Source organism: Cellulosimicrobium marinum (assembly GCF_020551945.1).
GTDB lineage: Bacteria > Actinomycetota > Actinomycetes > Actinomycetales > Cellulomonadaceae > Cellulosimicrobium > Cellulosimicrobium marinum.
On sequence record NZ_JAJBZH010000004.1, the window covers coordinates 215,982 to 240,269 of the forward strand.

The 24,288-nt window shown below is 75.6% G+C and carries 21 protein-coding genes; 9 read left to right on the forward strand and 12 right to left on the reverse strand.

The annotated features are described in order from the left end of the window. Positions 1-26: 26 nt before the first annotated feature. Genes LGQ04_RS10845 through LGQ04_RS10885 form a run of 9 tightly spaced genes read right to left on the reverse strand, consistent with a single transcriptional unit; the run spans position 27 to position 9,132 of the window. Complete coding sequence (locus LGQ04_RS10845; RefSeq protein ID WP_229243717.1) at positions 27-812, reverse strand: polysaccharide deacetylase family protein; 786 nt, start codon at positions 810-812, stop codon at positions 27-29. Further along, a complete protein-coding gene (locus LGQ04_RS10850; RefSeq protein ID WP_229243718.1) occupies positions 809-1,951 on the reverse strand; it encodes a glycosyltransferase family 4 protein in 1,143 nt (380 codons plus the stop codon). The genes LGQ04_RS10845 and LGQ04_RS10850 overlap by 4 nt, the downstream gene beginning before the upstream one ends. Then, positions 1,948-3,078 (reverse strand): glycosyltransferase family 4 protein, encoded by a 1,131-nt coding sequence (locus LGQ04_RS10855; protein WP_229243719.1) that lies wholly within the window; start codon positions 3,076-3,078, stop codon positions 1,948-1,950. Before LGQ04_RS10855 ends, LGQ04_RS10850 begins: the two co-directional genes overlap by 4 nt. Further along, entirely contained in the window at positions 3,075-4,280 is a 1,206-nt protein-coding gene (locus LGQ04_RS10860; RefSeq protein WP_229243720.1) for a glycosyltransferase family 4 protein, read from the reverse strand. The genes LGQ04_RS10855 and LGQ04_RS10860 overlap by 4 nt, the downstream gene beginning before the upstream one ends. Further along, positions 4,277-5,227, reverse strand: coding sequence for a glycosyltransferase family 2 protein (locus LGQ04_RS10865; protein WP_229243721.1), 951 nt, complete (start codon positions 5,225-5,227; stop codon positions 4,277-4,279). Before LGQ04_RS10865 ends, LGQ04_RS10860 begins: the two co-directional genes overlap by 4 nt. Next, on the reverse strand, positions 5,224-6,189 hold the full coding sequence (locus LGQ04_RS10870) for a beta-1,6-N-acetylglucosaminyltransferase (protein ID WP_229243722.1): 966 nt from the start codon (positions 6,187-6,189) through the stop codon (positions 5,224-5,226). The genes LGQ04_RS10865 and LGQ04_RS10870 overlap by 4 nt, the downstream gene beginning before the upstream one ends. Then, complete coding sequence (locus LGQ04_RS10875) at positions 6,179-6,997, reverse strand: ABC transporter permease (RefSeq protein WP_229243723.1); 819 nt, start codon at positions 6,995-6,997, stop codon at positions 6,179-6,181. The genes LGQ04_RS10870 and LGQ04_RS10875 overlap by 11 nt, the downstream gene beginning before the upstream one ends. 19 nt (positions 6,998-7,016) lie before the next feature. Continuing rightward, complete coding sequence (locus LGQ04_RS10880; protein ID WP_229243724.1) at positions 7,017-8,231, reverse strand: ABC transporter ATP-binding protein; 1,215 nt, start codon at positions 8,229-8,231, stop codon at positions 7,017-7,019. Positions 8,232-8,283: 52 nt separating this feature from the next. Further along, on the reverse strand, positions 8,284-9,132 hold the full coding sequence (locus LGQ04_RS10885) for a hypothetical protein (protein WP_229243725.1): 849 nt from the start codon (positions 9,130-9,132) through the stop codon (positions 8,284-8,286). Positions 9,133-9,296: 164 nt separating this feature from the next. Here LGQ04_RS10885 and LGQ04_RS10890 point away from each other — a divergent pair, with 164 nt between their 5' ends. Beyond that, entirely contained in the window at positions 9,297-10,256 is a 960-nt protein-coding gene (locus LGQ04_RS10890; RefSeq protein WP_229243726.1) for a glycosyltransferase family 2 protein, read from the forward strand. On the opposite strand, the gene LGQ04_RS10895 is transcribed toward LGQ04_RS10890, so the two are convergent. Beyond that, positions 10,253-11,305, reverse strand: a complete 1,053-nt coding sequence (locus LGQ04_RS10895) for a glycosyltransferase family 4 protein (protein WP_229243727.1) — start codon at positions 11,303-11,305, stop codon at positions 10,253-10,255. The two genes, LGQ04_RS10890 and LGQ04_RS10895, sit on opposite strands and share 4 nt — an antisense overlap. Positions 11,306-11,529: 224 nt before the next feature. On the opposite strand from LGQ04_RS10895, the gene LGQ04_RS10900 reads away from it, so the two are divergent. Further along, positions 11,530-12,678, forward strand: coding sequence for a glycosyltransferase family 4 protein (locus LGQ04_RS10900; protein WP_229243728.1), 1,149 nt, complete (start codon positions 11,530-11,532; stop codon positions 12,676-12,678). On the opposite strand, the gene LGQ04_RS10905 is transcribed toward LGQ04_RS10900, so the two are convergent. Continuing rightward, entirely contained in the window at positions 12,648-14,516 is a 1,869-nt protein-coding gene (locus LGQ04_RS10905) for an ABC transporter ATP-binding protein (RefSeq protein ID WP_229243729.1), read from the reverse strand. The two genes, LGQ04_RS10900 and LGQ04_RS10905, sit on opposite strands and share 31 nt — an antisense overlap. A 93-nt stretch (positions 14,517-14,609) precedes the next feature. Then, positions 14,610-15,209 carry a phosphatase PAP2 family protein gene (locus LGQ04_RS17765; RefSeq protein ID WP_229243730.1) on the reverse strand — a complete coding sequence of 200 codons (600 nt, stop codon included), beginning with the start codon at positions 15,207-15,209 and terminating at the stop codon, positions 14,610-14,612. Positions 15,210-15,346: 137 nt separating this feature from the next. On the opposite strand from LGQ04_RS17765, the gene LGQ04_RS10915 reads away from it, so the two are divergent. The 7 genes from LGQ04_RS10915 (at position 15,347) to LGQ04_RS10945 (ending at position 24,285) form a co-directional block, all read left to right on the forward strand. Next, entirely contained in the window at positions 15,347-16,078 is a 732-nt protein-coding gene (locus tag LGQ04_RS10915) for a polyprenol monophosphomannose synthase (protein ID WP_229243731.1), read from the forward strand. Between the two features lie 191 nt (positions 16,079-16,269). Continuing rightward, a complete protein-coding gene (gene mfd, locus LGQ04_RS10920) occupies positions 16,270-20,022 on the forward strand; it encodes a transcription-repair coupling factor (protein WP_229243732.1) in 3,753 nt (1,250 codons plus the stop codon). Positions 20,023-20,238: 216 nt separating this feature from the next. Further along, complete coding sequence (locus LGQ04_RS10925) at positions 20,239-20,388, forward strand: lasso RiPP family leader peptide-containing protein (RefSeq protein WP_229243733.1); 150 nt, start codon at positions 20,239-20,241, stop codon at positions 20,386-20,388. Between the two features lie 79 nt (positions 20,389-20,467). Beyond that, positions 20,468-21,682 (forward strand): asparagine synthase-related protein, encoded by a 1,215-nt coding sequence (locus LGQ04_RS10930; protein WP_229243734.1) that lies wholly within the window; start codon positions 20,468-20,470, stop codon positions 21,680-21,682. Continuing rightward, the gene (locus tag LGQ04_RS10935) at positions 21,679-22,140 is read left to right on the forward strand and encodes a lasso peptide biosynthesis B2 protein (RefSeq protein WP_229243735.1); all 462 of its coding nucleotides are present in this window, start codon (positions 21,679-21,681) and stop codon (positions 22,138-22,140) included. Before LGQ04_RS10930 ends, LGQ04_RS10935 begins: the two co-directional genes overlap by 4 nt. Next, positions 22,137-23,087, forward strand: a complete 951-nt coding sequence (locus LGQ04_RS10940; RefSeq protein WP_229243736.1) for a hypothetical protein — start codon at positions 22,137-22,139, stop codon at positions 23,085-23,087. The genes LGQ04_RS10935 and LGQ04_RS10940 overlap by 4 nt, the downstream gene beginning before the upstream one ends. A 70-nt stretch (positions 23,088-23,157) precedes the next feature. Then, complete coding sequence (locus tag LGQ04_RS10945; protein ID WP_229243737.1) at positions 23,158-24,285, forward strand: nucleotidyltransferase family protein; 1,128 nt, start codon at positions 23,158-23,160, stop codon at positions 24,283-24,285. Positions 24,286-24,288: the final 3 nt, after the last annotated feature.

Sequence of the window (24,288 nt, forward strand, 5' to 3'; positions counted from 1 at the left end):
GTCCGGTCGCGTGAGCACGCGGTGCGTCAGCGCACGAGGTCGGGGCCGTAGCTGCGCAGGGCGCCGTCGGCGAGGAGGTCGCCCACCGGGCCGGGGCGCAGGCCCGCCTCGGTGGTCCCGGCGAGGATCCGGCGCAGGAGGTCGGCCCGGTCGAACCGGGGCAGCTCCGCGGGGTCGTCGGCGAGCTCGGGGTCGGCCCGGTCGTCGTGCAGCAGGAGGAACGCCCCGGGCCGCAGCGTGCTCAGGGCGTGCGCCGCGAGGTCGGCCTCCGTGCCGTGCACCCAGTCGCGCGCCTCGGCGGTCCACAGGACCACGTCGAGGCCCCGGGCGCGCAGGAGCGCGTTGACGCGCAGCGTGCTCGCGCCGTACGGCGGGCGGAACAGCCGGACCGGTACCTGCGCGACGTCCTCCACGGCTCGGCGCGCGTCGAGCACCGACGAGACCGCGGCCCGGGTCGGCAGGTGCGTCAGGCGCCGGTGGTCCGCCCCGTGCAGCGCGACCTCGTGCCCCTCGGCGACCATCCGGGCGAGAAGTGCCGGGTTGCGCCGGGCCGGGCCGGCCAGCACGAAGAACGTCGCGCGGACGCCGTGGGCGGCGAGCACGTCGAGGACGCGCGGCGTGTGCTCGGGGTGGGGGCCGTCGTCGTACGTCAGGGCGACGCGGTCCGTCGCCGGGGCGCCCCGGAACGCGGGCAGCACCGGGCGGAGCAACGCACCCGCCACCGTCTCCAGCAGCCGGTCCCGCGCACCCACCGGCCGGGGCACGTCGGCGTCCCCGAGCACGCGGCGGCGCACCACCCGGTCGCGGTTCACGGGACCCGGTCCAGCACGGCGTCGAGGTCTGCGCGGGACCGACCCCAGGAGCACGCCTCCGCGTGCGTCCTCGCCGCCACCTGCGCCCGCACGAGCGCCGCGCGGTCGTCCGCGAGGTGCTCGAGGGCCTCGGCCAGCTCACGCTCGTCGTCGGGGCGGACCAGGAGGGCCGCGTCGCCCGCGAGCTCCGGGATGCCGCCGACCGCGCTCGCGACCACCGCGGCGCCGCTCGCCATGCCCTCCAGGACCGTGAGCCCGCTCGGCTCGGCCCAGACCGACGGCACGACGACGACGTCGGCGTCCTGCAGGAGGGCCGCGAGCGCCGGCCGGTCCTGGAAGGGCAGGAACGTCACCCGGTCCGCGACGGGCGCGGCGCGCTCGCGCAGCGACCGCTCGTACGCCGAGGGCGCGGCGGTCGCGTCGAAGCCCTGCGAACCGACCACCGTGGTCCGGACGTCCGGCCGGTCGAGCCGCGCCAGGGCGTCGAGGAGCACGTGGACGCCCTTGTCCGGGACGACGCGGCCCACGAACAGCACGTGCAGCACCCCGTCGTCGCGTCGAGCGGCCGGGGGGTGGAAGACGTCGGTGTCCACCCCGTTGCGCACGACCTCGACCCGTCCCGCGAGCCCGGGACCCACCTGGTCGCGGACCCGGTCCGCGAGGAACGAGCTCACGCACACGATCGCGGCCGCACCGCCGAGCACGCGGCGGACCTCCGCGGCGCCGTAGCTGCGCAGCAGGTCGTTGTGCGCGTACAGGACCGCCGCGTGCCGCGCGTCGACGAGGGGGACGAGCTGCGGCGCGTTGTGCGCGACGACGACCGACCGCGGCCACGCGGTCTGGTCGACGAGGGCGGCGCGCAGCGGCCGTCGCGTCCCGGGCCGGGGGAGCCCGACGCGGCCGAGCGCGGCGTCGGCGTACCGCCACGCGCGGCCTGCGCCCGGGACCGGGGCGTACTCCAGGACGTCGGCGGACGCGTACCGGTCCGGGTAGGTGCCGTGCGCGACGAGGACCGCCGGGCGGCGCCGCGCGGCCCCGGCGAGACCGTGGACGACCGTCGGCACCGCCGACCCCGTGCGGGGCGAGAAGTGGTCGCCGGGCGTGAGGACGTGCACCTCGCGCGGCCGCTCCCCGGTCATGCGGGCCTCGGCGTCGCGTCGAGGACGTCGACCAGCGCCCCGACCGACGCCGACCAGGAGAAGGTCTCGGCACGTTCGCGCGCACGCCGTGCGAGGTCGGCACGGAGCGCCGGGTCCCGCTCGAGCCCGGCCAGCGCGTCGGCGACCGGTTCGGTACCGAGGTCGACGAGCCTCGCGCAGTCACCGACGACCTCGGCCAGCCCGCCGGACGGGACGGCGACGACGGCGCACCCCGACGCCATCGCCTCCAGGGCCGCCAGCGAGAACGGCTCGGGCACGGCGGTCAGCGCGAGGGCGACGTCCTGCTCGCGCAGGAGCCTGGGCATGTCGGCGTGCGGCACCTCGCCGACGTACGTGGCGCCGGCTCGGTCCAGGGCGGTGCGCAGCTCGTCCTGGTACGCGCGGACGCGGTCGGCGTCCATGCCGAACGTCCGCAGCGCCCCGGCCACGGTGAGCTCGACCGGGACTCCACGTGCCCGGAGCGCGGCGACGGCGCGGGCCGCGACGACCTGCCCCTTGTTCGGGTCGATCCGGGCGTGCACGACGACGCGGAGCGGCCCCGGGCGTCGCTCGCCCTCGCGCGGCCGGAAGGCGGCGACGTCGACGCCGTTGGGCACGACGTCGATCCGGTCGAGGGGGACGCCGTGCCGTTCCGCGGTCCAGCGCCGCACGTAGTCGCTTACGGCGACCATCCGGCACGTGGCTCCGGCGTCGGCGACGGCGTCGTCCACGACGAGGTTGTGGAGCCAGAGGACGACGCGGCGGTCGTGACGCGCGAGCTTCGCCGCGAGCCGGGCGTCGTTGTGGACCACGACGGTCCCGGCGGGAGCGGACGCGACCACCTGTGCGCGGTAGGTGTCGAAGGGGTCGGCCGGGCCTCGCCGCGCCAGCCGCCGGAGCCGGCGCGCCGCGCGGGTGACCGGCGACGGCGACGCGCTCCACGGCGTGGTGGTGAGGGCCACGTCGGCGAGGGGAGCGCCGCGCACGCGGGAGGAGACGACGGCCACCTCGCGGCCGCGCGCGACGAGACCCTGCGCGAGGTGGGCGGTGACCGTCGCGACGGCTCCGGAGCCGACCCGGCCGAACGGCTCGTCCGCCGGCAGCACGAACGTCGTGGGGGTGCTCATGCCGGGTCCGGGTCGGGGTCCGGGGCCGCCGGGGCCGACGGCCTCGCGTCGACGAGCGCCGACCACGTGCGCGACCACGTGAACGTCTCGGCACGGCGCCGGGCCGACGCGCCGAGTGCCGCACGGCGACCGGCGTCCGCCAGCAGGGGCTCGAGCGCCGCCGCCAGCTCCGACGGCGACTCGCGCGGGACGAGGACCCCCGCGTCGCCGACGAGCTCCGGCGTCCCGCCGGTCGCGGACGCGACGAGAGGCAGGCCCGTGGCGAGCCCTTCGAGGACCGTCAGGGCGCAGGGCTCGTCCCACCGGGACGCGAGGACCTGCACGTCGGCACGTCGCAGCACCGGGGGCAGGTCCGCCCGCGGGACGTGGCCGCTCGTCTCGACCTCGAGCCCGGCGGCGCGCAACGCACGCACCCGGTCCGCGACGGCCTCGCCGAACGGGCCGCCGTCGGAGAAGCCCCAGTTGGTGTCGCCGATGACGAGGACCCGGACCCGGACGCCACGGCGGTGCAGGATCCCGGCCGCGTCGAGGAAGACGTCGAGGCCCTTCTCGACGGCGACACGGCCCAGGTGGGCGACCGTCGGCACGTCGTCCGCACCGGGGGCGTCGTCGGCGGCCCGCGGCGCGAAGCGGGCCGTGTCCACCCCGTTGCGCGCGACGTCGACACTGCCCGGGGAGAGGCGGTAGACCTGCTCGACGGCGCGTGCGAGGTAGGCGCTCACTGCCACGGTGCGCACGCGCGAGCCGTGCACGGAGGCGTACGCGCGCCGCCAGCGGTCGTCGGCCACCTCGAGGTTGTGGAACCAGTGCACGACCCGCACGCCGGGCAGGGCACGGGCGAGGTGCACCGCGACCTCGGGGTCGTTGCTGCAGACCGCGACCTCGGGCGGGTCGCGACGCAGCTCCGCCGAGACGAGCCGCGCGAACGACGCCTGGTCGGCGTGGGCCCAGCCGGAGACGCGTCGCAGCGCGCGCCCCGCGCGCCGCCCGGCGAACGGGAGGGGGCGCGGTCGGACCACCCGGACGAGCGGGGTCGGGTAGGAGGGAGCCGTCGTGCCGCGGGTGACGACCCGGTCGACCCGGCGCGTCCCCTCCGGCGTGCGCAGCAGCTCCCACAGGCACGTCGCGATCGCGCCGCTCACCGTCGGGGTGAAGGTCTCCCGGGAGTTGTTGACGAGGGCGACGCGGCTCTCGGGGCTCATCCGGCGGCCTCCGGGCGCAGCACCAGCCCGCGCTCGTCGTACCGGGGCGGCACGGGCCGCAGCCGCAGCATCTCCCGGTGGAACGCGAGCTCGCGGCGCGCCTGGAGCAGACGTTCGTCGAACCCGTCCCGGGCGAGGGCGCGCCGGAGCGCCAGCCGTGCGCCGTGCGCCGCAAGCCGCGCGCGCTGCCACCGCAGCCTCGTGTGCAGCCAGTGGTGGTAGAGGAACGCGTCGCACCGGCCGTACCCCTCCGCCTGTCGGCCCAGGCGGTCGGCGTCGAGACGGTCCGGCGAGAAGTGGTGCCGCACGACGGCGTCCGCCACCCCCCGGACGCGGAAGCCCGCCTCGAGCGCCTGGACGTAGAGGACGACGTCCTCGGCACCGGGGTAGCGGGCCGTCCCCAGCATCGGGTCGAAGGACAGCGTGTCGAGCACGGCCCGGGAGAGCGCCACGTTCGCGCCCATGGGGCACGGGGAGACCGCCGGCGGCTCGGGCACGTGGGCGAAGTAGGACGCGCGCAGCAGGTCGGTCATCCAGGGTCGCTCGAGGTCGTCCGCCATCCGCACGCCGCCCGCGACGACGTCCGCCTCCCCGGCCCGGACGGGTGCCGTGAGCGCCACGAGCCAGTGGGGCGGGACGACCACGTCGTCGTCGGTGTAGGCGATGACCGCTCCGCGCGCCGCCCGGGCGCCGGTCTCGCGGGCGCGTCCGATGCCCGCGACGGGTTCGCCGACCCGCCGCACCCGGGAGTCCTGCGCGGCGACGTCGTCGACCAGCGAGGCGGTGCCGTCCCGGGAGCCGTTGTCGACGACGACGAGCTCGGTGGTGAGCCCGGCGTCGGCCGCGACGTCCAGGGCCTCGCGGACGGACGCGACCGACCGCCCGAGCCGCTCGGCCCGGTCCCGCGTGCAGACGACGACGGAGACGTCCACGTGCTCGCCGCTCACCCGGCCGCCACGAGCGCGTCGAGGTCGTCGGTGATGGCCGCGAGCGGCCCGTCGCCGACCTTGCGGGCGAACGCGGCGCGCGAGCGACGGGCGGCGTCGAGGTCCTCGGGCCGCAGGACGAGGTGCGGCAGGCGGTCGAACCTCTCCCACGGCGCGTAGGTGGTGCGGCGGTCGTGCACGACGAGCCCGGGGGTGTTGTGCAGGACGGACTGGAGGAACGACTCGTCGGGGACGAGGGTCCGGGAGAAGTGCCGCAGCACAGCCGGCGACGCGGCCAGCGCCGCCTCGCGCGCCGCGCTCCCGAGCGCCATCCACTGGTCGCCCTTGTGCAGGGTCCACCCTGGTTCGGGGAAGGGCGCCCGGCGCAGCGCGACGGCGTACCCACGACCCCAGAGCTGCATCGCCGCGGGGTACGCGTCGCGGTGGCCGAACCGCTCCTCGAGGCGGCGCGTCACCGCGTCGGCGACCCGGGCGACGGGTGCCGCCGACGGGCGCGGCACGACGAACCAGCGCGCCCCGTAGCGTCGCGTCTCGTCCCACGCGAGCGGGTGCCGCCCGTCCTCGGCCCGTGCGCGGCGCACCGGGCGGGAGCGGAGGACCGCGTCGGCGCCCGAGGTGCGGAGCTCGTCCTCGAACCCGGCGAGGTCACGGACCGGCCAGTCCTCGCCCGAGACGAGGACCGACCAGTCCGTCCCGGCCTCGGCGGCGGCCGCGAGCAGGGCGAGCGTGGCCTCCACGAGCGACCAGTCGCCCCACCGCGTCCGGACGCGACGCTCGATGACGTGCGCGCCGCGGGGCAGGTCACGGGGCGGCGGCTCCGTCGCGGAGGCGTCCCAGTGCACGAGGACCACGGCGTCCGGGCTGAGGGAGAGCACCCTCCGGGCGAGCCGCGTGACCTGCTCGGGTCGGCGGTGACCCAGGACGAGGTACGCGCACCGACCACGCCCGCCGTCAGATGACATCGGCGAACTCTCGCTCGAGGGCCTGGAAGACCAGCACGCCACCGAGGAAGACGACGGGGGCGACCACGGCCAGCGCGATCATCTGCCACCCGGGGGGCGCGGGGGTGCCGAGCAGGGACCACCGGAACGTCTCGAGCACCCAGGTGATCGGGTTGGCGGCGAACAGCGGCTGCAGCCGTGCGGGGACCTCGGACAGCGCGTACGCGACAGGGCTCGCGTAGAGGAGGATCTGGAAGAGCCAGGGCAGGACGTATCCCACGTCGCGGTACCGCACCATGAGGGCGGACGCCGCGATGCCGATGCCGGCCCCGAGCAGCGCCGCGAGCACGGCCCACACCGGCAGCGTGAGGACGGCCCACCCCGGGTTGATGCCGAACACGAAGAGCAGGACGACGGCGAGGGCGAGACCCACCAGGAAGTCGACCGCGACGGAGAACACCGTGGACAGCGGCACGAGGAGCCGCGGGAAGAAGACCTTGGAGACGAGCGCCTGGTTGCCGACCAGCGACGACGCCGAACGGGTCGCGATGCCGCTGAACAGCGTCCACGCGAGCATCCCGGCGAGGCTGAAGACGATGTACGGGACGTCCCCGCTGGAGAGGTTCGCGACCTCGCCGAAGACGATCGAGAAGATCCCGGCGGCCGCGAGCGGCTGGATGATCACCCAGGCCACGCCGAGCGCGGTCTGCCGGTACCGCAGGATGAGGTCGCGCTGCGCGAACCGGTAGAGCACCTCGCGCGAGGCCCACATCTCTCGCCAGCGCGGCAGGTTCAGGCGCCCCGGCGGGGTGATGACTGTCGTCTGCATCTCTCCTGCTCCGCGCCTCTCAGTACCGTTCGTAGGCGAAGTCCGCGTGGATCACGCCTCGCCCGATCCCGTCCGCCTCGGCCAGCTCCGGGTAGGGGAGGTCGGGCAGGACCTCGATCTGCGCCGCGCCCTCCCACGCGTCGAGCACGCCCGCCTGGCAGACGAACATGTCGATCGTGTAGCGGCCGGGCTTGAGCCACAGGTTCTTGATGACGAGGCGGCCGCGCTGGGTCGTGCCCGGGTCGAGCCACATGCCGACCAGGCGGGAGTCGCACTGGGCGATGACCGTGCCGTTCTCGTCGTTGACGTGGCACGACACGTAGTACTGCCCGGGGACGTCCGCGTTCGGCCCGACCTCGAACTCCACCGACTTGTCGGCGTCCGACGTGGTGTAGAGGTCCTCGACCGTCACGTCGGTGAACCGCAGCTGGCCCGACCCTCCGCGGTTCGTGGGGTCCGTCTGGGCGAGCGCGAAGCTCTCGAAGCTCGCCCGGTACTCGTGGAGCGTCGACTCGACGTCGCCGTGGTGGAGGAGCCGCCCCCGGTCGAGGAGGACGGCCGAGGTGCACAGCGCCTGCACGGTCTGGACCTGGTGGCTGACGTAGAGCACGGTGCGCCCGTGCTGGGCCGCGTCCCGCATCTTCGCGAGCGACTTGCGCTGGAACTCGGCGTCCCCCACCGCGAGCACCTCGTCGATGGCGAGGATCTCCGTGTCGAGGTGGGCGGCGACCGCGAACGCGAGCCGGACGTACATGCCGGACGAGTACCGCTTGACCGGCGTCTCCAGGAACTTCTCCACCCCGGAGAACGCCACGATCTCGTCGAACCGGCGCCGGATCTCCTCGCGCGTCATCCCCAGCAGGGCGCCGTTGAGGTAGATGTTCTCGCGACCCGTCAGCTCCGGGTGGAAGCCCGTCCCGACCTCGAGCAGGCTCCCGACCCGCCCGCGCATCTCGATGCGCCCCCGCGTCGGGGCGGTGATGCGGGTGAGGATCTTCAGCAGGGTCGACTTCCCCGCACCGTTGCGCCCGACGATGCCGAGCGCCTCACCGGGCGCCACGTCGAACGAGACGTCGTCGAGGGCGTCGAACGCGTTCCACGCCCGGGCGGCGCGCGGGTTGCGCAGACGCCTGAGCGCCGCCTCCGCGGCCGTCGCCGGGCGGTCGCCCGCAGCGCCGATCCGGTAGGTCTTGCCGACCCCGGACAGGCTGATCGCGGGAGGAGTGGACGTCACGCGAACACAGTAGGTCGTGCGCGGCGGGCCGAACCACGGACCACGGGGTGAATTATCCCGGTCCGGGCACGGTCCCGGGCACCACGCGGCGCTCGGCCTCGCGCGACCCGGTCCGGGCGTCCTGCCACCGTGCGCGCGCGAGGTGGACCTGGTGACGCAGCGCGTCGCGCACGCCGTCGCGCACCGGCCGCGACGACCTGCGGGGTGCGAGGTAGCCGCGCAGGAGCGCCCTGGCGGCCTGCTCGGCGTCGTCGAGCTGGTCCAGGAAGCGCTCCATCTGCGCCTCGGCGTCGTCCGTCCGGTACCCCCGCGACGGCGGGTGGCTCACGTGCAACGACGCGTCGACCAGGACCTCCTTGCCGGTCGACCGGGCGAAGCACGCGGCGGCCCAGTCGATGCCCCACCCCACGTTGTTCGCCCGGTAGTCGTGGCGGGCCAGCCGCTCGACCGTGTCCGGCGAGAGCGCCCACACGATGCCGTCCACGAGGGCGACGTGGTGGAGGTCGGGGCCCGCGTCGGCGAGACCGGTCAGCCGGAGCGGGAGCGGGGTGAAGCTGACGTCGGGTGCCCACACGGCGACCGCGTCGCGCGTCGCGAACACCGCGGCGCACCGGGCGGCGAGGCCGGGCCAGTCCTCGCAGGTCGCGTCCGCCTGGACCTGGAGCATGACAGCGCCCGGGTCGCGCTGCCCGTGGAGGCGGAGCGTGGCCGCGAACTTCGGCCCGTAGAACCACTCGTCCGGGACCTCGACCCACTCGCCGGGGCCGTCCCACGGTTCGCCGTCCTGGTTCGAGTAGACGACGGTGACGCTGCGGACCGCCGGCTCCAGGGCGGCAGCGATGGCACGGGCGGCCGCCTCGCGCCCCGTCCAGGCGATGATGTACGCGTCGATCTCGCTCACGGCCGCTCCGGTCGCCTGAGGGGGTGTGACGTGCCGAGCCGAGCGTACTCGCGGGTCCGCGTGCCGCGGCGGGTGAATCTCGGCCCGCGCCCGCCGTCGGGGTGTGCGGGTGAACTCTGCGACGGGGCTGCTGCCACGCCCCCGTGTGCGGATACCTTCGGTGCATGCCGAGCCTGACGGTCGCCGTCGTGATCCCGACGTACAACCGACCGGAGCACCTGCGCACCTGCCTCGACCACCTGGCGAGGCAGGACAGGCGCGCCGACACGGTCGTCGTCGTCGACGCGTCGGCGGGGGACGAGACCCGCCGGGTGGTCGCCGCCGCGGACGGGGTCGTCTACGCGCGCAACGCGCTCGGCGCGGGGCACACCGCCGGCTCCCGGCGCATCGGGGTGGCCGCCACGCAGACGGACGTGGTCGCCTTCCTCGACGACGACGCCTTCGCGAGCCCCGACTGGCTCGCCCGCCTCCTCGCGCCCTACGCGGACCCCGAGGTGGTCGCGGTCGGGGGACGGGCGGTGAACGGCGAGCCGGGCGAGGAGTCCGAGGGGGCCGAGGAGATCGGGCTCTTCCGTCGGGACGGGACGCTGACCGGTCACTTCGCGGCGGACCCCGGGCACGACGTCGACGTCGACCACCTCCTCGGCGCGAACATGTCCGTGCGTCGTCGCGCGCTCGACGCGGTCGGGGGGATCCGCGACGTCTACCCGGGGACGTGCCTGCGCGAGGAGACGGACCCGGTGCTGCGGATGCGGCTGCGCGGCGGCCGGGTCGTCTACACCCCGTCCGCGGTGGTGCGGCACGTGGCCGGACCGTACGCGAAGGGGCGGCGGTTCGACCTGCGCTACGCCTACTACGCCCAGCGCAACCACCTCGTGCTGCTCGGCGCCACCGTGGGCCTGGGCGACGCGCGGCTGCGTCGGTACGTCCTCGTGGGTCTCCGCGCGGCGGGCGGCGAGCTCGCCTACGCCGTGCGTGCCCTGGGACGCGTCCGCACGCGGCAGGGGTCGGTGGTGCGCGGGGTCGCGAACGGGGTGCTGCGGTCGGGCGTGACGCTCGTCGGGCTGGTCGCGGGCCTCGCCCGGGCCGCCACGCTCCCGGCCGGGGCGCGCCCGTCCCGCTAGGTCCCGGCGAGCACCTCGCGCCACACGGCCGCGTGCGCCGCGGCGCAGGCGTCCCACGTGAAGCGCTGCGACCGGGCCCGGCCCCGCGCGACGCGCTCGGTGACGTCCGTCGTCCCGGACAGGGCGTGCACGAGCCCGTCCGCGAGGCCCGCGCCGTCGGGCTCCACGAGGATGCCGGCGTCCCCGCACACCTCGGGCAACGATGAGCGGTCCGCGGCCACGACGGGGACCCCGGCGGCCATGGCCTCCAGCGCCGGGAGGCCGAAGCCCTCGTACAGGGACGGGACGACGACGGCGCGCGCCCCCGCGACGAGGCCCGGCAGCAGCTCGTCAGGGACGAGACCGACCCGCAGGGCGCCGTCGAGCGGGCCGAACAGCCGGTCGCGCCGCTGCGACGGCGGGCCGCTCAGCACGAGCCGGACGTCGGGGTGCGCGGAGCGCACGCGCGGCCACGCGGCGGCGAGCCCGTCGAGGTTCTTGCGCAGCGAGGAACCGCCGGCGTGCAGGACGTAGGGGCCGTCGACGCCGAGACCGCGCAGCTGCTCCGCGGCGAGCGGGACCGCGGCGAAGAAGCGGTCGTCGACCCCGTTGTGGACGACGTGGACGTGGTCGAGCCCCAGCCGCTCGGCGACGTCGTCGGCCGCGAACCGTGACACGGAGATCACCGCGCGCGCCCGTCGGGTCTCCTGAGCGGCGAACGGCTCGGGCGCCGACTCGTCGGGGAAGCGCCATGCGACCGTGTCGTGGACGGTGACGATCTCCGGCACGCGCGCGGGCGGCAGGGAGAGGCCCATGCGGTGGACGACGTCGGCGCGCGGGTACATCACGGCCCCGACCGCGCGCCGCACCGGTGCCGGGGCCTCGCGCAGCACCCAGTGGGGGAGCCGCACGGTGCCGGGCAGCGGCGAGCGCAGGGAGCGCGTCACCGACCGGTGCACCGTGACGCCGGGCCCGAGCGCCCGCTCGGCCCGGGCCGACACCTCGCGCTCGTAGACCTGCTGGCCCATCGGCACGCCCACGGCGATGGTCGCCAGCGTCAGTCGGGCCACGCCCGCACCTCCTCGTCGTCGGTCCGCACCGCGCGGACCTCCGCGCGGACCCCTCATTCTCACGGTCCGGCCCCTCCCGGACGAGGGATCGGCGCCGCCTTCACCCGGCGTCCGGAGACCGGGCGGCCGTTTTCACCCGGGCCCGCCCCCGGTGCGCGGGCGCGAGCGCCTAGGGTGCCAGCGTCGGCACCGCTCGGGCCGGTCGTGCACGCGGAGGAGGGACGATGGTCTCGGTCGCGCTCGTCACGAGCTCGTTCCTGCCTCGGGCGGGCGGGGTGGAGGAGCACGTCCTGCACGTCGCCCGGGCGCTGCACGCCGCGGGTCACCGCGTCGCGGTGTGGGCCGTCGACCAGGGCGACGAGGACGTCCCGGCCGCGGTGGACGACGTCGTCCCGGTCCGCTACCTGCCCGCCCCGCTGCCCGCACGGACGGGGTCGTCCCTGGCGTCGTTCGCGCGGACGGCGCCCCGGGCGTGGCGCGCGTGGCGTGCCGCGTGGCGTGCCGACCGTCCGGACGTGCTCCACGTGCACTGCTACGGGCCGCAGGGTCCGTGGGCGCACGCGCTCTCCCGCCGCACCCGCACCCCGCTCGTGGTCACGGGGCACGGCGAGACGTTCATGGACGCGCACGACGTGTTCGGCACGTCCGCCCTGCTGCGCACGGCCCTCACGCGCTCGCTCGCGCACGCCCACGCCGTGACGGCGTGCTCCGGCTACGCGCTCGCGGACCTCGAACGACGCTTCGGTCTGCCGGCCGGGACCGGGACGGTCGTCCACAACGGGATCGACCTCGACGAGCCGGGCGGGCCGCGCCCGCCGTGGCTGCCGGACCGGTACGTCCTGGCCGTCGGGCGGGTCGTGCGGACCAAGGGGTTCGACCTGCTCGTGCGGGCCTTCGCCCGCGCGGACCTGCCCGCGGACGTCCGGCTCGTCGTCGGCGGGGACGGGCCGGAGCTCGCCGGGCTCCGCGACCTCGCCGCGCGGGAGGGCGTCGAGGACCGCGTGGTCCTCCCGGGCCGTCTCGCGCGCCCGCAGGTGGTGACGGCGATGGCGTCCTCGCTGGCCCTCGTCGTGCCGAGCCGGGTCGAGGCGTTCGGGATCGTCGTCCTTGAGGGGTGGCGCGCGGGCGTGCCCGTCGTCGTCACGGAGCGCGGCGGGCCGCCGGAGTTCGTCGACGACGGCCGGACCGGTCTCCTGGTGGACCCGGAGGACGTCGACGCGCTCGCCCGCGCGGTCGGGAGCGCCGTCACGGACCGCGACGTCGCGGGTCGGCTCGCCGTCGAGGGGCGGGCCGAGGTCGAGCGCTACGGGTGGGGCGCCGTCGCCGAGCGGTACGCCGGTCTCTACCCGCCCGGGCGGTCCCCGTCGAGGTAGGCGCTCGCCTGGAGCGTGAACAGGTCCGCGTAGAGCCCGCCGGCCGCCATGAGCTCGTCGTGCGTGCCGTGCTCGGCGACCGCCCCGGCCTCGAGCACGTAGATGTGGTCGGCCGAGCGCACGGTGGAGAAGCGGTGCGAGATGAACACGGCCGACCGCCCGGCGAGCACCTCGCGCAGCGACTCGAAGATCTCGTGCTCGGCCCGGGGGTCGAGCGACGCGGTCGGCTCGTCGAGGATGATCAGCGGGGCGTCGCGGTAGAAGGCGCGGGCGATCGCGACGCGCTGCCACTGGCCGCCCGACAGGTCCCGCCCGTCGCGGAACATCCGCGAGAGCATGGTGTCGTACCCGTGGGGGAGCGCGGTGAGGAACCCGTCCGCGCCCGCGCGCGTGGCTGCGGCGCGGAGGCGGTCCTCGTCGCCCGCCGCGGACACGTCGCCCACCTCGACGTTGTCCCGTGCCGAGAAGGCGTACCGGACGAAGTCCTGGAAGATGGGAGCGACCCGTTCCCGCAGCGTCGCACGGTCGATCTCGCGCGAGTCCGTCCCGTCCCAGCGGACCGCGCCCGTGTCGGAGTCGTAGAGCCCGGCGAGGATCTTCGCGAGCGTCGTCTTCCCGGAGCCGTTCTCGCCGACGAGGGCGACCACCTCGCCGCGCCGGACCGTGACGTCGACGCCGCGCAGGGCCGGGACGTCGCTCCCGGGGTACGTGAAGCCGACGTCCTGCGCCGTGATCGTGTCGAACGCCCGGGGTGCGGGCCGGCCCGACTCGAGCGAGTCCGCCGAGGGGCCGAGGGCCATGAACGCGTCCACGTCGTCGAGGAAGAGACCGGCCTCGAAGATCGCCTGGACGGACCCGAGCAGCGTCTGCACCTGGCCCTGGAGCATGCGGATCGCCACGATCGCCGCACCCGCCTGGGCGACGCTCATGGTGCCCCGGGAGATCAACCAGACGACGAGGAGGAGCGTGACGGCGATGACGACCGCCGACGCGAGGTTGCCGACGAGGCTGAGCGCCGTCCGGCGGCGCAGGTGCACCGCGAGGTCGCTCTGGTACCGGGCGTAGAGCCGGTCGAACCGGTCGCGCAGCGCCCGTCCCAGACCGAACGCCCGGATCTCCTTCGCCTCGGAGCGGCCCGTGAGGGTGTAGGACAGGTAGGCGCGCTCACGCCCCGGGTAGGTCTGCCGCACGGCGAAGTCGAACTCCATCCGGCTCTCTCGCCGGTTGGTGAGGAGCAGCGGGACCCCGCCCAGGACGAGCAGCCCGAGCAGCGCCGGATGGATCGCGACGAGCGTCAGGCCGACGCTCACCGTGACCGCGGCGCTCCCGAAGGCGCCGAGGAGGGCGTGGGTCACCTGGAGCGGGCGGCTCGCGGCGTTGGCGGTGACGCGCTGCAGGGAGTCGTAGAAGGCGGGGGACTCGAACTGGCGCAGGCTGACCCGTGTCGCCACGGACAGGACCTGCTGCCAGGTGCGCCGCGCGACGGACTCCGCGAGGTAGCGCTGGAGGGTGCCCTGCACGGCGCCCACGAGCGCCGCGCCCCCCATGAGCGCGGCCAGGGCGACGACGGGACCCACGAGGGCGCTCATCCCCCCGGTCCCCGAGAGGTCGACGACGGCCTCGAGGAACCGCTCGACGACGAGCACCTGCCCCGCGAGCAGGAGCGCCCCGACGACCTGGAGGCCGGCGAGCGCGAGGAGCAGGGTCCGCCCCGCGCCCCACACGAGGGACGTGCTGCGCGCCACGAGGCGGGCGACGCGGCGCAGGGAGCGCCGCTGGTTGCGCTCCTGCACGCGCAGGTCCAACGGGTCGACGAACGAGTCGCCCTCGCCGCCCATGGCAGTCCTCCTCGTCTCGCACGGTCCGGCGGACCGCCTCGTCAGTGTCTCAGCGGACGGGGGCACGGTGGGACGCCCGGCCGGGTGAAACGGTCAGCGGTCGGTCGGGACGTCGAGCACGGCCACCACGAGCCCGACGACCGCGCCGACCAGCAGCACCGACGCGAGCGTGTCGCTCGGGCGGTGCGCGTGGCCCACCACGGACGCGACGCACGCCACGACGACCACGCCGACCGCGACGGCGGCGACGGTCCGGCGCGAGGCGCGGGGCGTCAGGAGGACCATCGCGGCCGCGAGGCCGACCGTCGCGCTGACGTGCCCGGAGGGCATGGTGTTGTACGCGTAGCCGAGGTCGCCGAGGTCCGGCCGCACCAGCACCTGGTCGCGCAGCCATCCGGAGACCGCCAGGGGGAGGACCGCGACGAGGACGGCGGCGACGAGGTCGCGGACCCGGTGCTGCCGCAGCGCGAGCACCCCGAGCACGAGGCAGGTGGCGGCGAGGACCACGGGCAGGACGGCCCTGGAGACCGAGGCGACGCCCGAGACCAGCTCGCCGCCTCCCTGGAGCTGGGCGAACCCGCGGACGTCGGCGACCTGCCCGGTGACCGTGCGGACCGCGACGACGTACACGAGGACGAACGCGACGAGGGCGGTCGCGGCACCGGCGGCTCCCCGCCGTCGTCGCTCGTCCACCGCCCACCTCCGCGTGCCCGGGACCCGTCCGACGGATCGTGCGCCGAGCCTACGGCGACCGCCGTGGCCCGGGGAAGGTCGGCGTCGGCCTAGACTCGGCCCGCGCACGAGGACGGACCGTGGACGGAGGTGGCGCCATGCACGACGAGCCGGTGCTCGTCGCCGTCCCGACGTACGACGAGCGCGAGAACGTCGAGGAGATCGTCGCGCGGGTGCGTGCCGCGGTGCCGGACGTCCACGTCCTCGTCGTGGACGACGCGTCGCCCGACGGGACGGGGGAGGTCGCCGACGCGATCGCGGCGCGCGACGACCACGTCCACGTCCTGCACCGCGCGGGCAAGCAGGGTCTGGGTGCGGCGTACGTGGCGGCGTTCGGGTGGGCGCGCGAGCGCGGCTACGGCGTCGTCGTGGAGATGGACGCCGACGGCTCGCACCTGCCGGAGCAGCTGCCGCGTCTGCTGGCGGCGCTCGCGGACCACGACGTCGTGCTGGGCTCGCGCTGGGTGCCGGGCGGCTCGGTGGTGAACTGGCCGTTGCACCGGCGGCTGCTGTCGCGCGGCGGGAGCCTGTACACGCGGCTCGCCCTGGGGATCGACGTCCGGGACGCGACGGGCGGCTACCGCGCGTACTCGGCCGACGCGCTCGACCGGGTCCTGGGGACGGACGTCGAGAGCCAGGGGTACTGCTTCCAGATCGACATGGTGCGCCGCGCGCTCGACGCGGGCCTGCGCGTGACCGAGGTGCCGATCACCTTCGTCGAGAGGGTGCGGGGCGAGTCGAAGATGAGCCGTGCCATCGTCGTCGAGGCGGTGCGGCGCGTGACTCTGTGGGGCGTGGAGCGTCGGCGGGAGCGGTGGCGCCGCCGGTAGGTGCCGGGGTGCGTGGCCGGTGCGTCGTCGGTGGCGCGGCGTAGTCTGGTGCGGGTCGTCCACGACCCACCCGCCCCCGTGCCCTCTCGGGCCCGGGTGCGGGGTGTTCGTGCTGCCCCGGCCTTCCGCTCCCACCTGCCACCGGCCCGTCCGGCCGCCCGTGCCGCGACGTCCCGGAAAGGACCGCACCCATGAACCTCACCGGCATCCTGCCCGCGCTGCTCGCCGACCCCGCCGCGGCGGCGGCGGTCGAGCACGTGCGCGCGCGCGGCGCGGCGGACGTCGTCGGCCCGGCGGGGGTGCGGCCTCCGCTGCTCGCGGCGATGGCGGGCGCTCGGGCGACCGGTCCGGTGCCCGACGGCGCGGGGCCGGCCTCCGCGGGGACGGCGGGGTCGCGCCCGCTCGTCGTGGTGACGGCGACGGGTCGCGACGCGGACGAGCTCGCGGCGAGCGTCCGCGCGTACCTGCCGGACGAGCTGGGCGACCTCGTCGCCGTGCTGCCGAGCTGGGAGACGTTGCCGCACGAGCGGCTGAGCCCGCGTGCGGACACGGTCGCGAAGCGGATCGCGGTGTTCCGGCGCCTGGCGCACCCGGACGCGGAGGTCGGGCCGTCGGGCCCCGTGCGGGTGCTCGTCATGCCGGTGCGCGCGCTGCTGCAGCCCGTGGTGGACGGGCTGGGCGAGCTCGTCCCGGTCGAGCTGCACCACGGTGACGTCGCCGACCTCACGGACGTCGCGGAGCGGCTCGTCGCGGCGGCGTACACGCGCGTCGACATGGTCGAGCGGCGCGGGGAGTTCGCGGTGCGCGGCGGCATCCTCGACGTCTTCCCGCCCACCGAGGACCACCCGCTGCGCGTGGAGTTCTGGGGCGACGAGGTGTCGGAGATCCGCTGGTTCGCGGTCGCCGACCAGCGCAGCCTGGAGCTCGCCGAGCACGGCCTGTGGGCGCCGCCGTGCCGCGAGATCCTCCTCACGGAGTCGGTGCGCGCGCGGGCTGCGGCGCTCGTGGAGCAGCTCCCGGGCGCCGCCGAGATGCTGGACAGGCTGTCGGCGGGCGTCGCCGTCGAGGGCATGGAGTCGCTGGCACCCGTGCTCGTCGACCGCATGGTGCCCGTGCTCGAGCTCGTGCCGGACGACGCGCTGCTCGTCGTCGACGACGCCGAGCGGGTGCGGCGCCGTGCCCACGACCTCGTCGCGACGACCGAGGAGTTCCTCGCGGCCGCGTGGGTGGGCGCGGCGGCAGGGGGGAACCAGCCGATCACCGTGCCGATCGACCTGTCCGCGGCGTCGTTCGCGACGTTCGCCGACGTGCGCGCCGTCGCGCAGCGCCGCGGCCTCGGGTGGTGGACGCTGTCGTCGTTCGCGCTCGACAACCCGGACCTCGACGCGGCGCCCGACGACGCGCTCCCGCCCGGGGGCGCGTCAGGCCCGGGGGGCGACCGGGCGGCGTCGGGCACGACCCGCGCCCACGTGGGCGAGAGCGCGGACGGCGTGCCGACGTTCACGATCGGCGCGCGCGACGTCGAGTCGTACCGCGGGGACGTCTCGCGTGCGCTCGACGACGTGCGCGGCCTGCAGCACGCGGGCTGGCGCCTGGTGCTCACGACCGAGGGGCACGGGCCGGCCAAGCGCATGGTCGAGCAGCTCGGCGCGGTCGACACCCCGGCGCGCCTCGTCGCACGGCTCGACGACGAGCCCGAGGGCGGCGTCGTGTCCGTCACCCCGGCGATGGTCGGCAAGGGCTTCGTCGCGCCGGACCTGCGGCTCGCCGTCTTCTCCGAGGCGGACCTCACGGGGCGCGCCGGGTCGAGCACGCGCGACATGCGGAAGATGCCGTCGCGGCGGCGCAACGTCGTCGACCCGCTGCAGCTCAAGGCGGGCGACTTCGTCGTGCACGAGCAGCACGGCGTGGGCCGGTTCGTCGAGCTCGTGCAGCGCACGCTCGGCACGGGCGGCAACGCCGCGACGCGCGAGTACCTCGTCATCGAGTACGCGTCGTCCAAGCGGGGGCAGCCGGGGGACCGGCTCTTCGTCCCGATGGACCAGCTCGACCAGGTGACGAAGTACACCGGTGGCGAGTCGCCGAGCCTCAACAAGATGGGCGGCGCGGACTGGGCGAAGACGAAGTCGCGCGCCCGCAAGCACGTCAAGGAGATCGCGAGCGAGCTCATCCGGCTCTACTCGGCGCGCATGGCGACGCAGGGCCACGCGTTCGGCCCCGACACGCCGTGGCAGCGCGAGCTCGAGGACGCGTTCGCGTACGTCGAGACGCCCGACCAGCTCGCGACCATCGACGAGGTCAAGGCCGACATGGAGAAGACGGTCCCCATGGACCGGCTCGTGTGCGGCGACGTCGGCTACGGCAAGACGGAAATCGCGATCCGGGCCGCGTTCAAGGCGGTCCAGGACGGCAAGCAGGTCGCGGTGCTCGTGCCGACGACGCTGCTCGGCCAGCAGCACTTCGAGACGTTCTCGGAGCGGTACGCGGGGTTCCCCGTCACCGTGAGAGCCCTGTCGCGCTTCCAGACCGCGAAGGAGTCCGAGGAGGTGATCGAGGGGCTGCGCACCGGCGCGGTCGACGTCGTCATCGGCACGCACCGGCTCATCACCGGGAGCATCCGGTTCAAGGACCTCGGCCTCGTCATCATCGACGAGGAGCAGCGGTTCGGCGTCGAGCACAAGGAGACGCTCAAGCAGCTGCGCACCAACGTCGACGTGCTCGCCATGTCCGCGACACCGATCCCACGCACGCTCGAGATGGCGGTCACCGGCATCCGCGAGATGTCGACGCTCGCGACCCCGCCCGAGGAGCGCCACCCCGTCCTCACCTACGTCGGCGCGTACGAGGAGAAGCAGATCGCCGCCGCGCTGCGCCGCGAGCTGCTGCGCGAGGGCCAGGTGTTCTACGTGCACAACAAGGTCGAGACCATCGACCGCACCGCCGCGAAGCTCCGCGAGCTGGTGCCCGAGGCCCGCGTCGGCGTGGCGCACGGCAAGATGAACGAGCACCAGCTCGACCAGGTCATCCGGGCGTTCTGGGAGAAGGAGCTCGACGTCCTCGTCTGCACGACGATCATCGAGACCGGCCTCGACATCTCCAACGCCAACACCCTCATCCTCGAGCGCGCCGACGTGCTCGGGCTCTCCCAGCTCCACCAGCTGCGCGGGCGCGTGGGCCGCGGGCGCGAGCGCGCCTACGCGTACTTCCTCTACCCGCCGGAGCGTCCCCTCACGGAGACCGCGCACGACCGCCTCGCGACCATCGCGGCGCACACCGACCTGGGCGCCGGCATGCAGGTCGCGATGAAGGACCTCGAGATCCGTGGCGCCGGGAACCTCCTCGGCGGCGAGCAGTCCGGCCACATCGCGGGCGTCGGGTTCGACCTGTACGTCCGCATGGTCGGCGAGGCGGTCGCGAACTTCCGCGGCGACGGGCCCGAGGAGCAGCCGGAGGTCTCGATCGAGCTGCCCGTGGACGCCCACCTGCCCGAGTCGTACATCGCGACCGAGCGCCTGCGGCTCGAGGCGTACCGCAAGATCGCCGCGGCGGCCGACGCCCCCGCGCTGGCCGAGGTGCGCGCCGAGCTCGTCGACCGGTACGGCGCGCTCCCCGAGGTCGCGTCCGCCCTGTTCGACGTCGCCGACTTCCGCAACCACGCGCGCCGCGCCGGGCTGACCGACGTCACCGCGCAGGGCAAGTTCGTCCGGTTCGCGCCCGTCGACCTGCCCGAGTCGGCGCAGCTGCGCCTCAAGCGCCTCTACCCGGGCACGATGCTCAAGCCCGCGATCCGCGCGTTCCTCGTCCCCTTCCCCACGACCGCCCGCATCGGCGGGCGTCCCCTGCGCGGCGCCGAGGTGCTCGACTGGGCACGCCAGCTCATCGACGCCGTGGTCCTCGGCGAGGTGAGCGCCGCCGCGACCGTGGGCACGGCCGGCGCCCGCTGAGGCGTCCGCAGCGGCGGGAATGGTGCCTGGACGGCCGTCCAGGACGGTGTGGGCGAAATGTGTTCCGGCTGTGGGTGAAGTTTGTTGCCAGAGCCGTGGACGGCCTGCCGGCGGCCCTACTGTGGGGCCTGTCGTCAGAGTTCTGAGGACGTCGGTGAGGCCGCGCGCGCCGGTTCGGTCGCACGGCACGCGAGACCGCCGAGGAGGTGAAGAACGATGAGGTACGAAGCACCCTCGCTGACCGAGGTCGGCTCGGTCCAGGGCCTGACGCTCGGCAAGCTCAAGCCGGGTCCGGACCGTGACAACGCCGCGTGGTACGACATCTGGGGCGACCCGGAGACCCCGCAGCCCCAGGGCTCGCGATGAGCTCGACCCGGGGCGGGTGGTCGTGACCACCCGCCCCGGACACGAGCAGGCACTCCGAACGACGAGATCGAGGACGCGTGTGGCGGCACCGACGTCGAGCGCGAGCTTCGCGCGACTGACCGAGCAGGAGACGATGCTCTCCGCGGTCTTCGTCGAGCGCGCAGCGCCCTCCGTCCCCGCCGACGGCCGCGGCGCCCGCGCGGTGCTCGAGGCGATCCTGCTCGAGGCGCTGCAGACGCGACCCTGCTACGTGCTCTTCTCCGGTGGGCGGGACTCGTCGGCGCTCCTGGCCGTCGCCGTCCACGTCGCCCGCCGCACCGGGCTCCCCCTGCCCGTCCCCGTGACGGCACACCATCCCGCGCACTCGCGGTCGCACGAGCAGCAGTGGCAGGACCTCGTGCTCGGCCACCTGGACGTCTCCGAGCGTGTGGTCGTCGAGCTGGACGGCGAGCAGCGTCTCCTGGGCGACGTCGCGACCGCGGCGATCCGTCGGCACGGGGTCGTCTGGCCCGAGGCGGTCCAGGGTCACGGCGCGATCTACCGGCACCTCGACGCCGCCGGCGCCGTCGTCCACGGAGAGGGCGGCGACAACGTGATCTCCGGCGGGCGCGCTGCCTGGGTACGGGCCCTGGGGACGCGACGACCGGACCGTGCGCTCCTGCGCGGCGCGATCCGCGCCGCCGTCCCGGTCACCGCCCGACGAGCCCGCCGCGGGGCCGAGCCCTGGCCGTGGCTCACGGCTGCCGGAGCGGCGGCACTGGTCGACGCGGAGGTCCGATCGCGCCGCACCCCCTTCCGGTGGGACCGTGCCACGCAGGCGGTCGTGCGGGAACCGGCGGCTCGCGTCCTCTTCCCGAACATGGATGCCGGGATCGCCGAGTACGGCCTGCGCCCGTTCACGCCGTTCGCCGACCCTCGGTTCGTCGGCGCCCTCGCGCGGGAGGGCGGCGTCTGGGGCTTCGGGGGCCGCACGGCCACCTTCGACCACCTCGTGGGGGACCTCCTGCCCGCCGCGGTGATCGGGCGCACCACGAAGGCGTCATTCAACGGGACCCGGTGGGGCGAGGGCGAGCGGGAGTTCGCGCGGTCCTGGGACGGGTCCGGGATCTCGTCGGACTGGGTGGACGCCGAGCGCCTGCGCACGGAGTGGCTCCGCGACGACCCGCACCCGGCCTCGGACTTCCTGCTCCAGGTCGCCTGGAACGCCGCCCGGGGCGGGACCGGGTCCGATGCCGAGGGCTCGTCTCACGCCACGGTGCCGCACGGCCTCGTCGCACGGGCGGGGGAGCGATGAGCGTCCTCGCGGCCGTGCGCCACGCGTCGGCCCTCGAGCTGTGGACGGGGGTGCGGGTCCTCGCCGTCGCCCCCCTCGTCGAGGTGGGCCTGCGCAGGTCCACCCTTCCCCGTGTCGCGCGGCTCCTGGGCGTGCGCCTGGTGCTCGACGGGACGAGCGGCACGCCCGTCTCCGCGGACCGCCCGGCGCCGCTCGACGCCCGGGAACGCGCGCAGCTGTCGGTCGCGTGGCGCACCCTCGCCCGACTCCCGTGGAACGGGACGTGCCTGCGCCGGGCGCTCGTCGGGGCGTGGCTGCTCCGGGACCGCGACCACGCCGTGCGGATCGGGGTCAAGCGCGCCCCCACCGGAATCGCGGCGCACGCCTGGCTGGAGGTCGACGGCGTGTGCCTCGACCCCGACGACGGCGAGCGCTTCCTCCCTCTCGACCGGTCCCCGATCGGAGCACGCACCCCATGACCCTGCACAGCCTGTACGGGCTCGTCGTCGACGTCGACACGGGCCTCCACCTCCCGCCGGCGCGCCTCCACGAGGGCACGGTCCCGGACCTGCGGGTCCGGGCGCGCGCGGGTCTCCGGGAGAACGACGCCGTCCCGGAGGGCGACCTGCTCCTCGACTACCGCGAGGAGGACGACCACTGGTACTCGGTGGCGCGGCGCGACGACGGTACCGTCCTGTTCCGCGTGTACGGCCTGTGCGACGTGGTCCTCTCCCCGGACCTGCGCGACGCCGAGCTGCGTCTGCTCGACGGCGTGGACCCCGGCATGGCGTCCGTGATGACCACGGGGGCGCTCTGCTCGCTCGTGCTCTACCTGCGGGGAACGAGCGTGCTGCACGCCAGCGCGGTCAGCCACGACGGGCGGACGGTGGCGTTCATGGGCCGTTCGGGACAGGGGAAGTCGACGATGGCCGCGCTCCTGTGCGCCGCGGGCGCCGAGCTGGTCACCGACGACGTCCTGCCCGTCGTGTCGACCGACCCGGTGGAGGTGGCGGTCGGCTCGCCCGAGGTGCGTCTGCGCACCGGGGTGCGCGAGCTCGCGCAGCAGGCGTCGGCGGGACGCGAGCGGCGCAGCGCCGACGGGCGGGACGTGCTCACGCTGCGGGCCGACGACGCGGGTGACGGCGCGCGCCGCCTCGACGCCCTGGTGATCCCCGCGCCGAACCACGACGGCCGGCTCGAGCTCGTGCGCCTCCCGGCGAAGGAGGCGCTGCTCGCCACGATGAGCTTCCCGCGGCTCATGGGGTGGCAGGACCCGGGGGTCGTCGCGCGGCAGTTCACGACCGCGGCCGCGATCGCGGAGCAGGTCCCCGTCGTCGTGGCGCACGTCCCGTGGGGGCCACCGTTCGGTGACGACGTCGTCGAGGCCGTCTGGGACGTCGTCCGGACGACGCGGGTGGCCGGCTGACGTGGTGGTCGGGACGACGGGTGCCCGCCCGGCGGGGCGTGGGACGGGCCGGCCGGTCGAGGCGGACGCGTTGGCGCGGCTGCTCGTCGACGCCGTGCGAGGCGTGACGGACGGGGCGTACGAGGCCCTCCCGGACGACCCCCGCACCGTGGTCGAGGCGGCGGGGCTGCACCGGGTCACGCCGGCGGTCGCGAGGGTCGCGCGCGCCCGGGACGACCTGCCGTCCGCCTGGCGCCCGGCGCTCGCCGGTGCGCGGACCGCGCAGATGCTGCGGCACCTGCGCACGACGGCGGACCTGCGGGTGATCGGGGGTGCGCTGGACGCGGCGGGCATCGCGTGGGCGGCGTTCAAGGGGCCGGTCCTCACGCACGCCGTGTGGCCGGCGGCCGACATGCGGGAGTACCTCGACCTGGACGTCCTGGTCGACCCGCGTCGTGCCGAGGACGCGCTGGAGGCGGTGCTCGCGACCGGCGCGGCGATGGTGGACCGCAACTGGCCGCTGCTGCGCGACTCCCGCCGCGCGGAGCTCGCGCTCACGGGCGTCCACGGCACGGCGGTCGACCTGCACTGGCACGTCCTCGTCCCGCCCGCACAACGCCGACGGTTCACGGTGCCGGTGCTCGACCTGCTGGAGCGGCGTCGGTGGATCGACCTCGGGCAGGGTGTCGACGTCCCCGTGCTGGACGCGACCGACCAGCTCCACCACCTCGCGCTGCACACCCTCGTCGGGGGTGCGAACCGGCTGATGTGGCTGGGCGACCTCCACTACGCGGCCCGGGACCCCGAGCTCGACGCCGGTCGGCTGCGGCACGACGCGGAGCGGGCGAGGTCGGCGCTCGGCGTCGGGATGGTCCTCGCGCGCACGGCCGCGGTCCTCGGCGTGCCGGGCACGCTCCGGGAGGCGTTCCGCGGCGCCGTCCCGCGGCCGTGGGAGGCCGTCGTGCAGGCGCGCGACGGGCGGACCCCGTTCCCCGGGCTCCCCGGCGACCGGCACCTGGGCGGTGCGCTCTACGCGGGGGCGCGGCGGACCGTCGCCGGGAGCTCGGTGGGCCTCCTGCGGGACGCCCTCGACGCCCGGCGGTACGCCCGCCGCGGGCACGCCGGCATCTACGAGGTGGAACCGCTCGGGCACGACGTGCCCGACGCCCGCGCCCGTGCGGAGTACTTCGCGGCCGCGTCCGCCGCGCCCGACGCGTGACGG

Excerpts from the sequence above, each read along its gene's own strand:
- LGQ04_RS10900 (WP_229243728.1), top strand. The coding sequence starts at position 11,530 with ATGGTCTCGGTCGCGCTCGTCACGAGCTCGTTCCTGCCTCGGGCGGGC.
- LGQ04_RS10905 (WP_229243729.1), bottom strand. The coding sequence starts at position 14,516 with ATGGGCGGCGAGGGCGACTCGTTCGTCGACCCGTTGGACCTGCGCGTG.
- LGQ04_RS10850 (WP_229243718.1), bottom strand. The coding sequence starts at position 1,951 with ATGACCGGGGAGCGGCCGCGCGAGGTGCACGTCCTCACGCCCGGCGAC.
- LGQ04_RS10855 (WP_229243719.1), bottom strand. The coding sequence starts at position 3,078 with ATGAGCACCCCCACGACGTTCGTGCTGCCGGCGGACGAGCCGTTCGGC.
- LGQ04_RS10935 (WP_229243735.1), top strand. The coding sequence starts at position 21,679 with ATGAGCGTCCTCGCGGCCGTGCGCCACGCGTCGGCCCTCGAGCTGTGG.
- LGQ04_RS10860 (WP_229243720.1), bottom strand. The coding sequence starts at position 4,280 with ATGAGCCCCGAGAGCCGCGTCGCCCTCGTCAACAACTCCCGGGAGACC.
- LGQ04_RS10875 (WP_229243723.1), bottom strand. The coding sequence starts at position 6,997 with ATGCAGACGACAGTCATCACCCCGCCGGGGCGCCTGAACCTGCCGCGC.
- LGQ04_RS10915 (WP_229243731.1), top strand. The coding sequence starts at position 15,347 with ATGCACGACGAGCCGGTGCTCGTCGCCGTCCCGACGTACGACGAGCGC.
- LGQ04_RS10870 (WP_229243722.1), bottom strand. The coding sequence starts at position 6,189 with ATGTCATCTGACGGCGGGCGTGGTCGGTGCGCGTACCTCGTCCTGGGT.
- mfd (WP_229243732.1), top strand. The coding sequence starts at position 16,270 with ATGAACCTCACCGGCATCCTGCCCGCGCTGCTCGCCGACCCCGCCGCG.
- LGQ04_RS10940 (WP_229243736.1), top strand. The coding sequence starts at position 22,137 with ATGACCCTGCACAGCCTGTACGGGCTCGTCGTCGACGTCGACACGGGC.
- LGQ04_RS10890 (WP_229243726.1), top strand. The coding sequence starts at position 9,297 with ATGCCGAGCCTGACGGTCGCCGTCGTGATCCCGACGTACAACCGACCG.
- LGQ04_RS10925 (WP_229243733.1), top strand. The coding sequence starts at position 20,239 with ATGAGGTACGAAGCACCCTCGCTGACCGAGGTCGGCTCGGTCCAGGGC.